General features: G+C 63.1%; 11 protein-coding genes. 7 read left to right on the plus strand and 4 right to left on the minus strand.

Annotation, left to right across the window (positions count from 1 at the left end; genetic code table 11):
* Positions 1-1401 (plus strand): amidase (locus RIF85_RS09560; protein ID WP_309071679.1); only part of this gene is annotated, 1401 nt, incomplete at its 5' end.
* A 21-nt stretch (positions 1402-1422) separates the two neighbouring features.
* On the plus strand, positions 1423-2406 hold the full coding sequence (locus tag RIF85_RS09565; RefSeq protein ID WP_309071680.1) for an aldo/keto reductase: 984 nt from the start codon (positions 1423-1425) through the stop codon (positions 2404-2406).
* Positions 2407-2451: 45 nt separating this feature from the next.
* Here the strand turns inward: RIF85_RS09565 and RIF85_RS09570 are convergent, their stop codons facing one another.
* A complete protein-coding gene (locus RIF85_RS09570) occupies positions 2452-2802 on the minus strand; it encodes a metalloregulator ArsR/SmtB family transcription factor (RefSeq protein ID WP_309071681.1) in 351 nt (116 codons plus the stop codon).
* Positions 2803-2889: 87 nt separating this feature from the next.
* Here RIF85_RS09570 and arsB point away from each other — a divergent pair, with 87 nt between their 5' ends.
* Positions 2890-4008 carry an ACR3 family arsenite efflux transporter gene (gene arsB, locus RIF85_RS09575; RefSeq protein WP_309071682.1) on the plus strand — a complete coding sequence of 373 codons (1119 nt, stop codon included), beginning with the start codon at positions 2890-2892 and terminating at the stop codon, positions 4006-4008.
* Positions 4005-4427, plus strand: a complete 423-nt coding sequence (locus tag RIF85_RS09580; RefSeq protein ID WP_309071683.1) for an arsenate reductase ArsC — start codon at positions 4005-4007, stop codon at positions 4425-4427. Before arsB ends, RIF85_RS09580 begins: the two co-directional genes overlap by 4 nt.
* 3 nt (positions 4428-4430) lie before the next feature.
* Here the strand turns inward: RIF85_RS09580 and RIF85_RS09585 are convergent, their stop codons facing one another.
* Entirely contained in the window at positions 4431-4970 is a 540-nt protein-coding gene (locus RIF85_RS09585; RefSeq protein WP_309071684.1) for a heme-degrading domain-containing protein, read from the minus strand.
* Positions 4971-5157: 187 nt separating this feature from the next.
* Here RIF85_RS09585 and RIF85_RS09590 point away from each other — a divergent pair, with 187 nt between their 5' ends.
* Both RIF85_RS09590 and RIF85_RS09595 read left to right on the plus strand, forming a co-directional pair.
* Positions 5158-6522, plus strand: a complete 1365-nt coding sequence (locus RIF85_RS09590; RefSeq protein WP_309071685.1) for a hemolysin family protein — start codon at positions 5158-5160, stop codon at positions 6520-6522.
* Positions 6515-7552: a hemolysin family protein gene (locus RIF85_RS09595; protein ID WP_309071686.1), complete on the plus strand. Its 1038-nt coding sequence runs from the start codon at positions 6515-6517 to the stop codon at positions 7550-7552. Before RIF85_RS09590 ends, RIF85_RS09595 begins: the two co-directional genes overlap by 8 nt.
* 51 nt (positions 7553-7603) lie before the next feature.
* Here the strand turns inward: RIF85_RS09595 and RIF85_RS09600 are convergent, their stop codons facing one another.
* Positions 7604-8497, minus strand: a complete 894-nt coding sequence (locus RIF85_RS09600) for a helix-turn-helix transcriptional regulator (protein ID WP_309071687.1) — start codon at positions 8495-8497, stop codon at positions 7604-7606.
* Between the two features lie 226 nt (positions 8498-8723).
* Here RIF85_RS09600 and RIF85_RS09605 point away from each other — a divergent pair, with 226 nt between their 5' ends.
* Complete coding sequence (locus RIF85_RS09605; RefSeq protein ID WP_309071688.1) at positions 8724-9770, plus strand: NAD(P)-dependent alcohol dehydrogenase; 1047 nt, start codon at positions 8724-8726, stop codon at positions 9768-9770.
* A gap of 77 nt (positions 9771-9847) precedes the next feature.
* Here RIF85_RS09605 and RIF85_RS09610 read toward each other — a convergent pair.
* Positions 9848-10441 (minus strand): molybdopterin dinucleotide binding domain-containing protein (locus RIF85_RS09610; RefSeq protein ID WP_309071689.1); only part of this gene is annotated, 594 nt, incomplete at its 5' end.

Below are 10441 nucleotides of genomic sequence, written 5' to 3' on the forward strand. Positions count from 1 at the left end.
CAGGGCCTTATCGCCCAGAAAGACGCCTTCACCATTGAACGGCTGCGCGACGCGGGAGCCATCCTGCTCGGCCTGACCAATATGCCGCCGATGGCAAACGGCGGCATGCAGCGCGGGGTCTACGGAAGGGCCGAGAGTCCCTACAACGCCGATTACCTCACTGCAGCTTTTGCGTCCGGGTCCTCCAACGGATCCGGCACGGCAACCGCTGCCAGCTTCGCGGCCTTCGGGCTGGCGGAAGAGACGTGGTCCTCGGGCCGTGCACCGGCATCGAACAACGGCCTGTGCGCGTACACGCCCTCGCGCGGAATGATCTCCGTCAGGGGCAACTGGCCGCTGGTTCCCACCATGGACGTGGTGGTGCCGCATACCCGCACCATGGCGGACATGCTCGAGGTCCTCGACATCATCGTCGCCGACGATACGGAAACCCGCGGCGATTTCTGGCGCGTCCAGCCGTGGGTTTCCGTGCCGCGCGCATCGGAGGTGCGGCCGTCGTCGTACAGGTCCCTCGAAGCGGGTCCCGCCGCCCTGAAGGGCAAGCGGTTCGGTGTGCCCCGCATGTACATCAACAAGGACGACGACGCCGGCACCGCCATAAAGCCCGGCATCGGCGGCCCTACGGGGCAGCGGATCGAGACGCGGCAGTCGGTCATCGAGCTCTGGGAAGCCGCTCGGCGTGACCTGGAGAACGCGGGCGCCGAGGTGGTGGAGGTGGACTTCCCCGTGGTCTCCAACTATGAGGGTGACCGGCCGGGAGCGCCGACTATCAATTCCCGCGGGCTCGTGAGTCCGGAGTACCTGCAGCGGGAAATCGTGGATCTGTCAGCCTGGGCCTGGGAAGACTTCCTTCAGGCCAACGGTGACCCCCACCTGTCGAGCCTCGCCGACGTGGACGGCGCCACCATCTTCCCTGCTCCGAATGGCGCCCTCCCGGACCGGTACACCGGGTTCGACGACGACATCGCCGAATACCCCGACTTCGTCCGCCGGCACGGAGTGGGTTCCATGACCGACATCCCGCTCCTGGCGGACGGCGTCCGTGGGCTGGAGGAAACCCGACGGGTTGACCTCCACGAGTGGATGGATGCGCACGGACTGGACGCTGTCATCTTCCCCGCAGCGGCCGACGTCGGCCCCGCGGATACCGATTCCAACGCTGCCTCCGCGGACCTGGCCTGGCGGAACGGGGTGTGGGTATCCAACGGCAACCTGGTGCCGCGCCACCTGGGCATCCCGACGGTGACGGTACCGATGGGGTTGATGTCCGATATCGGCATGCCGGTTGGACTGACCTTCGCCGGCCGCGCCTATACCGACAACGAACTGCTGCGTCTCGCGGCCGCGTTCGAAGCGACCGGTTCCCGCAGGGTGGCGCCGCCGCGGACGCCTGCACTGTAGCGGGGGCAATATAGTCGACCCATGGAACAACGCATTCTCGGAAAGACCGGCCGCCCGGTATCGACCATCGGCCTCGGAACGTGGCAGCTCGGAGCCGACTGGGGTGAGGTCGACCAGTCGGACGCCATCGCGGTCCTGGAAGGTGCCGTCGAAGCGGGCGTCAATTTCTTCGACACCGCTGATGTCTACGGTGATGGTCGTAGTGAACAGACCATCGGGTCATTCCTCAAGGCCAATCCGGAGCTCGATATCACGGTCGCAACCAAGATGGGGCGCCGGATGGATCAGGTTCCGGAGAATTACAACCTGGCCAACTTCCGGTCGTGGCTGGACCGTTCGCGGCGGAACCTGCAGCAGGACACGCTCGACCTGGTTCAGCTGCACTGCCCACCGACCCCCGTCTACAGCAACGCCGAGGTGTATGACGCCCTGGATACCCTCGTGGACGAGGGCGTCATTCGCCATTACGGCGTGAGCGTCGAGCGTACCGACGAGGCGCTCGAGGCGATTCAGCGTGGGAATACGGCGACCGTGCAGATCATCCTGAACGCCTTCCGCCTGAAGCCGCTGGATGAGGTGCTCCCGGCAGCTGGAGCAGCAGGGGTGGGAATCATTGCCCGGGTTCCCCTTGCCTCAGGACTCCTGTCCGGGAAGTACACGAAGGACACCGAGTTCCCCGAGGACGACCACCGGAACTACAACCGAACCGGTTCAGCCTTTGATGTTGGCGAAACGTTCTCCGGTGTGGACTTCGAGACCGGGCTGGCAGCGGTTCAGGAGTTCAACGCCCTTGTTCCCGACGGCGTGAGCACAGCCCAGGCGGCGCTCGCCTGGATCGTCGCCCAGGATGGGGTAACCACCGTGATCCCGGGCGCCCGTACGCCTGCCCAGGCGCGGGCGAATGCTGAGGCCGCTGGGGAGACGCCGTTGGGTCTGTCGATCAGCGATGGTGTCGCTGACATCTATAACCGGTACTTCAGGGAGGCCGTGCACCCCCGCTGGTGAACACTCCCAGCTCACCTCGCTGGTGGAACCCTCGCTGCGGGAACCTCAGAGCGAGGTGAGCAGGCCTGCCGCCCTGTCGAGCGCACCAGGAACCATGGAGTAGTAGGCCCAGGTGCCACGCTTCTCACGACGCAGCAAACCCGCTTCGACGAGAATCTTGAGGTGGTGGGAGACGGTCGGCTGACCAAGGTTCAGGGGTTCAGTCAGATCGCAGACGCAGGCTTCCCCTGATTCTCCGGCCTTGACGATGGAGAGCAGCCGCAGCCGGTTCGGGTCGGCCAGCGCCTTCAACAGGGCGGCGCGCTGCTGTGCATCCTCTGCACTGAGCGCGGGCTGTCCCGAGGGGAGGCAGCAGGAGTCGTCCACCGAAGTCTGAAGGGTTTGGGCAGCGGTCATCAACCCATTATGCACCTTGGATTGACAACGATCGATATAGCTGGTGGTATTCATATCGATTCTCATCAATCTATGTGCAGGAGCTTCGTGAGCACCCCCACCGTCGCCGCGCCGCCGCTCGGCCCCCGAGCCGCCGTCGTCGGCAGGTTGTCCGCCCTGGACCGGTTCCTCCCGTTGTGGATCATCCTGGCCATGGCCCTCGGTCTCGCGCTGGGTGCGCTTGTTCCCGGGCTTAACACCTCCCTCGACGCCGTCAAGATCGGCGAGGTGTCCCTGCCGATCGCGGTGGGACTGCTGGTGATGATGTATCCGGTGCTGGCGAAGGTCCGCTACGACCAGACCCGGCGGGTGATCGCCGACCGGAAGCTGATGGCCGCGTCCCTCGCACTCAACTGGCTGCTGGCCCCCGCTTTCATGTTCGCCCTGGCCTGGATCTTCCTGCCGGACCTGCCGGAGTACCGCACCGGCCTGATCATCGTGGGTCTCGCCCGCTGCATTGCCATGGTCATGATCTGGAACGACCTGGCCTGCGGCGACCGCGAAGCTGCGGCGGTGCTCGTCTTCATCAACTCCGTCTTCCAGGTCATCGCGTTCGGTGCGCTTGGATGGTTCTATCTTCAGGTCCTGCCGTCCTGGCTCGGCCTCGCCACTACCAGCGCCGACTTTTCCTTCCGGGCCATCACGGTTTCCGTGCTGATCTTCCTGGGGATACCGCTGCTCGCCGGATTCCTCACCCGGACGATCGGTGAGAAGGCCAAGGGCCGGCACTGGTATGAGAACACCCTGCTGCCCCGGCTCGGGCCATGGGCACTGTATGGCCTGTTGTTCACGATCGTGCTGCTCTTTGCACTGCAGGGCGGAAATATCACCGCCCGGCCGCTCGATGTCGCCCGGATCGCCCTCCCGCTTCTTGTCTACTTCCTGGTGGTTTTCGCCGCGGGTATGCTGACCGGCAAGTGGCTCGGCCTTGGGTATGCACGAACGACGACGCTCGCCTTCACCGCCGCGGGAAACAACTTCGAGCTGGCCATCGCGGTGGCAATCGGCACTTTCGGTGTCACCTCCGGGCAGGCGCTCGCCGGCGTCGTCGGGCCTCTGATTGAAGTGCCGGCGCTCGTCACGCTCGTTTATGCCGCCCTGTGGGCGCAGAAGCGTTTTTTCGCCCCCGTTACCCCAACTGCCTCAGTCACTCAGGAGAAGTCATGACCACCGACAGCAGCAAGAAGCCGTCCGTCCTGTTCGTCTGCGTGCACAACGCAGGGCGCTCACAGATGGCCGCCGCGTTCCTCACCACCCTTTCGCAGGGCTCCATCGAGGTCCGCTCCGCCGGTTCCCAACCCGCCGAGAAGATCAACCCGTCCGCGGTCGAGGCCATGGCGGAGGTCGGGATCGACATGAGCAGCGAGATCCCGAAAGTGCTGACCACCGAGGCAGTCAAAGAGTCCGACGTCGTCATCACCATGGGGTGCGGAGACGAGTGCCCGTTCTTCCCGGGCAAGCGTTACGAGGACTGGGTGCTTGAGGACCCGGCAGGCAAGGGAGTGGAGACCGTGCGCCCCATCCGCGACGAGATTCGGACCAGGATTGAAGGGCTCATCGAGTCCCTGACGCCGGCCGCTAAGTGATGACTATTTCTTCTTGCGCCGGCTGAACTTCGTCAGCGCCTCAACCACGAGGTCGTGGTCCTCCGTCTGGGGGAGGCCGGACACCGTGACGACGGCAACCGGTCCTGTCCCGCGCACGAAGACAGGAAATGCGCCGCCATGGGCTGCATAGCTTCCCTCGTCGAACCACGCGTTGTCCTCGATGCGACCGCCTCCACGTCGGCCGCGCAGGCCCACCAGAAGGGACGGGATGCTGTAGCGCTCGGCTGTGCGTGCCTTCTTGTCCACCCAGATGTCGTTGTCCGGGGTGGCGCCCGGCAGAGATACGTGAAACAGCACGTGCTCTCCGCGCCTGATGTCGACGGCGACCGGCATGTCCCGTTCGGTCGCCAGCTCCACGATGAGGAGTCCGAGCGCAAGGGCGTCTTCCTGGCTGAACTTCGCCAGTTGCAGCCTCCGTACTTCTTCCTCAATGCGGCCGATCAAGGCTTCGAGGGCTGGCGGGGACTGTTCTCCGGAGGCGTCCGGGTCGAACTCGGCCGCGGAATTCTGGTTCTCAGTCACGTAGCGTCTCTCTCCTTGCCGTCAGACGTAAGCTACGAGCCTATCGGAACCCGCTGGTGCAGATTTCCCTGCACCCCAGCATTCGATAGAATCGAATGCATTATGGATGACCCTCCTTCACATAGACCCATGCCCCTCACCCGCTTGAATGCCGTGTTTCGGCTGATCGAGGATGGGGGGCGGCACCATGTATGAGTTGGTCATGATCGGTATCGGCCTGATCCTCACGGTCGGAACTGGTATGTTCGTTGCTTCCGAATTTGCGCTGGTCAACCTGGACCGCGGGGATCTGGAAGCACGCCAGGCCCGCGGCGAAAAAGGCCTCAAGCCGACGATCAAAGCGCTGAAGATCACTTCGACGCATCTATCCAGCGCCCAGCTCGGCATCACACTGACTACGCTGTTGACCGGTTACACCTTTGAACCGGCAATCAGCTCGCTGCTCCGCGGACCGCTCTTGGGAGCGGGCGTGCCGGAAGCGATAGTGCCGGGGATCGGCACGGTCATCGCAATCCTCATAGCGACCGTGTTTTCGATGGTGATCGGTGAGCTGGTGCCGAAGAACTTCGCACTTGCACTGCCCCGCCAGACCGCTAAGTTCGTTGTGCCGTTCCAGACCCTGTTCACCACGGTCCTCAAGCCAATTATCGTGCTGTTCAACAACACGGCCAACAAGATCATCCGATCCTTCGGTATCGAGCCCAAGGAGGAGCTTTCCGGAGCCCGTAGTGCCGAAGAGCTCAGTTCTTTGGTTCGCCGATCTGCGCTCGAAGGTTCCCTTGACCAAGACCACGCGGAGCTGCTGCACCGGACGTTGTTGTTCTCGGACCACACTGCGGCCGATGTGATGACGCCCCGAGTGCGTATGACATCGGTCAAAACCACAGACACGGCCTCGGAGATCATCGCTACGGCCGTCGCTACCGGGTACTCCCGTTTCCCCGTGATCGGCGAGGACAGCGACGACATCCGCGGCGTCATCCACCTCAAGCAGGCATTCGCCGTCCCTATGGAAGACCGGGCGGTCACTACCGCTGAGAAGCTGATGATCGAACCTCTCCGGGTACCTGAGTCCATGAGCGTGGATACCCTCCTGGGCCTGCTGCGCCAGCAAGGACTGCAGGTTGCCATCGTCACCGACGAACACGGCGGCACGGCGGGAATCGCCACCCTCGAGGACCTCATTGAAGAGATTGTCGGCGAACTGGAGGACGAGCACGACCGCGCCTATGTCGGTGTCATCCGCACGGGCAAGTCCATCACCTTCGACGCGGCGCTCCGCCCCGACGAGCTGAAGGAACGCACCGGCATCGACGTGCCCGAGGGCGAGGAGTATGACACCGTAGCCGGGTACATGACCGACGAGCTGGACCGCATCCCCGAACTGGGAGATGAAGTCTCCGTCGATGGAGGCGTGCTCCGGGTGGAGCGGGTGGTCAGCTCCCACGTGGAGCGAATCCGCTTCACCCCCACCGAGACACCCGAGGGTGAACCCGCCAGCGCTCACGACCAGCTCGTAGACCGCCTGATCAAGGATGCCGTCCATGAGTGAATACCTGCCCGGAATCATCTGGCTGTTCGTGCTCCTGGCTGCGAACGCCTTCTTCGTCGGCGCCGAATTCGCCGTCATCTCTGCCCGCCGCTCGCAGATCGAGCCCAAGGCCGATGCGGGCAGCAAGGCGGCGAAAACTACCCTCTGGGCGATGGAACACGCCACCCTGATGCTGGCAACCAGCCAGTTGGGAATCACCGTATGCTCGCTGGTCATCCTCAACGTGTCCGAACCGGCAATTCATCACCTGCTTGAGTACCCGCTGGCGCTTACGCCGATACCGCCGGAAGCCGTCGGTGTGATTGCATTCATCGTGGCTCTGCTGCTGGTGACGTTCCTGCACGTGGTCCTTGGTGAGATGGTTCCAAAGAACATCTCGTTCTCGGTTCCGACCCGAGCAGCGCTGCTACTCGCGCCACCCCTGGTGTTCGTTTCAAAGGTCGTCAAGCCGGTGATCTGGACGCTGAACGGGATTGCGAACGGAATACTTCGCCTCTTCAGGGTCGAGCCAAAGGACGAGGCGACCAGTGCCTACACGCTGGACGAGGTGGCAACCATCGTGGAGCAATCCACTAAAGAAGGCATGCTTGCGGACGGCAGCGGGACCCTGACCAAAGCTTTCGAGTTCACGTCAAAGACCGTTGCGGACGTCGAGGTGCCAATCGAAACAATCATTCACCTTGAAGAGAGCGCCAGCCCGGCCGATATCCAGCGGGCCGTCGGCGAGCACGGGTTCTCCCGTTACATCCTGACCCGCGACGGCGAACCCTCCGGCTATCTGCACCTCAAGGACGTCATGGACCTCACCACACCTGAGGCCTTCGTGACACACGTTCCCCAAAAGCGTATTCGCCGGCTTGCCTCTGCCTACCGCAGTAGCGACCTTGAAGATGCTCTGGCTACCATGCGGCGCACCGGCGCCCACGTGGCGCGGGTCTTTGACGCAGAAGGAAACACCACCGGCATGCTTTTCCTCGAGGACATCCTCGAGGAACTCGTCGGTGAGGTGCAGGACGCTACCAGCGCCTGACGCGCCAGGAGAAGCGGCATAGGAAGAACTCCACGTTCTTCCTACGCCGCTTCAGGATCTTCCACCGGCGTCGGAGGGAGCACCCTCAGGAACGGCCTCCTCATGGGAGGCAGCCCAGGAAGCGAGCAGCCGCAGGGCGTCCGCTGTCGGCGAGTCCGCCGAAGCGGTGTAAACGTTCATGACCAGGCCGCCGTCGCCGGGCAGCTCCATTGACTGGTAGTTCAAATCAAGGTCGCCCACCACCGGGTGGTGCAGGCGTTTGACGCCGCTGCGGTGGAACATCACATCACGCGACGCCCATCGGGCACTGAAAAGCTCGCTCTGCGTACACAATTCGCCCACGAGCTTGATGAGCTCCGGATCATGCGGGTTCCGCCCAGCCTCCAGACGCAGCATCGCTGCGGCATCATTGGCGACCTGGTCGAAGTCGCGCCAGAACTCATGGGCAGCAGGATTCAAGTAGATGAAACGGGTGGTGTTGACCGGCCTGCGAGGGTCCTCGAACACCGGTGCGTAGAGAGCGCGGCCGAGTCTGTTCGCCGCGAGGACGTCATGCCGACCATTCCGCACCCACGCCGGTGCATCCGTCATGGCATCGAGGACCTGCTGGATCTCCGGGCGAACGGAGACGGACGGCTTTGCGCGAGATTTCCGTGCCGGGCCGGCTGCCTTGGCAAGGTCAAAAAGGTGCTGCCGTTCCGCCTCGTCCAACTGAAGGGTCCGGGCAAGAGCATCAAGAACGCTCTCGGATGCTCCGGCGAGGTTCCCTCGCTCAAGGCGGACGTAATAGTCCACCGACATGCCGGCTAGCATTGCCACCTCTTCCCGACGCAAACCGGCAACACGACGGGTGCCGCCATAAACGGGCAATCCCACCTGCTCAGGGGTAATCCGCGCTCGCCGTGAACTAAGGAATTCACGAATATCCGCCCGCATATCAGCCATACACCAACGGTAGGTCCACCGGCCGAACTATGGGAGGCACTGTCGATACCCTGACAGGATGGCATGCAGGTTCCACAGGGGGTCTGGCAGTACCGGGACGGAACGTCACTCCCACGCGTGCAGGTGAGGGTCTTTGATGGATAGTAGAAATGAGCACACATCCGGCCTTCCCCCGGTTAAGAACCTCACAGCCCGTACGTGTACATACGCCTTACAGGAGATCTCCATGCCTACAACTGTTTCCGCTTACGCCGCGCCCTCAGCCACTGAGGACCTGGTACCCACCACCATCGAACGCCGGGACGTCGGACCGAACGATGTCTTGATCGAGATCAAGTACGCAGGAATCTGCCACTCGGACATTCACACCGTTCGCGGCGACTGGGGTCCGCAGCAGTTCCCGCTGGCACCCGGACATGAGATCGCCGGTGTCGTTACCGAAATCGGATCCAACGTTACGAAGCATTCCGTCGGCGACCGCGTGGGCGTCGGCTGCATGGTCAACTCCTGCCGGGAGTGCAAGAACTGCAAGGCCGGGGAGGAGCAGTACTGCCTCAACGGCAACGTGGGCACTTACGGAGCCGTCGACCGCGACGGATCGATCACCCAGGGCGGCTACTCCAGCCACGTCGTCGTAACCGAGGACTTCGTGGTCCGTATCCCTGAGGGCATCGAGCTCGACGTCGCCGCGCCCCTCTTGTGCGCGGGTATCACGACCTACTCGCCGCTGCGGCACTGGGGCGCCGGTCAGGGTAAGAAGGTGGCCGTCGTCGGCCTCGGCGGTCTCGGTCACATGGCCGTGAAGCTTGCGCACGCCATGGGCGCAGAGGTGACCGTCCTGTCCCAGTCGCTGAAGAAGCAGGAAGATGGTCTTCGCCTGGGAGCAGACGCCTATTACGCAACCAGCGACGAGAACACCTTCGCTGAGCTGGCCGGCTCGTTCGACCTGATCATCAACACGGTCAGTGCTTCCATCAACATCAGTGATTACCTGGGACTCCTGACACTCGACGGCGCACTGGTCAACGTTGGTGCCCCGGCCGAGCCGCTTCCGGTGAACGCTTTCGCGTTGATCGGTGGCCGGAGGTCCTTCGCCGGCTCGATGATCGGTGGTATCCGGGAGACCCAGGAGATGCTCGACTTCTGCGCCGAGCACGGACTCGGCGCGGAGATCGAGGTGATCCCGGCCGAGAAGATCAACGAGGCATACGAGCGCGTGCTTGCATCCGACGTACGGTACCGCTTCGTGATTGACGCCTCCACGTTCAACTAGCCCGCACCACCAAAAGCGGCAGGTTCGAGCGATAGCTGCTCGAACCTGCCCGATGCTCAACCTGCCGCGGATCGATCTCAGAGCGAGATTTGGGTTCTCTCCATCCGCACGACGACGGACTTGGAAGTCGGTGTACCGCTGGTGTCTGCGACGGAATCGAGCGGCACCAGGACGTTGGTTTCCGGGTAGTACGCTGCTGCGCAGCCCTTGGGGGTCGAATACGGGACGATGCGGAAGTTCTCGGCCCGCCGCTCGGTCCCATGGAACTCGGATACCAGATGCACCAGGTCGCCTTCCCTGAATCCCATCTCCACGATGTCCGCCTCGTTAACCAGGACCACGCGGCGCCCGCCATGAATACCGCGGTAGCGATCGTCCTTGCCGTAGATGGTGGTGTTGTACTGGTCATGTGAGCGTAGCGTCTGGAGAATCAGGCGGCCCGGGGGGACCTTGATGAATTCGAGCTTGTTGCCGGTGAAGTGAGCCTTACCCGATTGTGTGTCGAATCTTCTGGCGTCCCGCGGAGGGTTCGGAAGCACGAACCCCCCGGGATGCTGGATCCGCTCCTCAAAGTTGTCGAATCCGTCGACCACCGCCTCAATGTGTTCCCGGATGAGCGAGTAGTCATCCTTCATCGCTATCCAATCTGCTCTGGGAGTGTTTGGCCGTGG

This window comes from Arthrobacter sp. (assembly GCF_031179385.1).
Classification (GTDB): Bacteria; Actinomycetota; Actinomycetes; order Actinomycetales; family Micrococcaceae; genus Arthrobacter_D.

Excerpts from the sequence above, each read along its gene's own strand:
- RIF85_RS09570 (WP_309071681.1), bottom strand. The coding sequence starts at position 2,802 with ATGACCGCTGCCCAAACCCTTCAGACTTCGGTGGACGACTCCTGCTGC.
- RIF85_RS09580 (WP_309071683.1), top strand. The coding sequence starts at position 4,005 with ATGACCACCGACAGCAGCAAGAAGCCGTCCGTCCTGTTCGTCTGCGTG.
- RIF85_RS09595 (WP_309071686.1), top strand. The coding sequence starts at position 6,515 with ATGAGTGAATACCTGCCCGGAATCATCTGGCTGTTCGTGCTCCTGGCT.
- RIF85_RS09590 (WP_309071685.1), top strand. The coding sequence starts at position 5,158 with ATGTATGAGTTGGTCATGATCGGTATCGGCCTGATCCTCACGGTCGGA.
- RIF85_RS09600 (WP_309071687.1), bottom strand. The coding sequence starts at position 8,497 with ATGGCTGATATGCGGGCGGATATTCGTGAATTCCTTAGTTCACGGCGA.
- RIF85_RS09605 (WP_309071688.1), top strand. The coding sequence starts at position 8,724 with ATGCCTACAACTGTTTCCGCTTACGCCGCGCCCTCAGCCACTGAGGAC.
- RIF85_RS09565 (WP_309071680.1), top strand. The coding sequence starts at position 1,423 with ATGGAACAACGCATTCTCGGAAAGACCGGCCGCCCGGTATCGACCATC.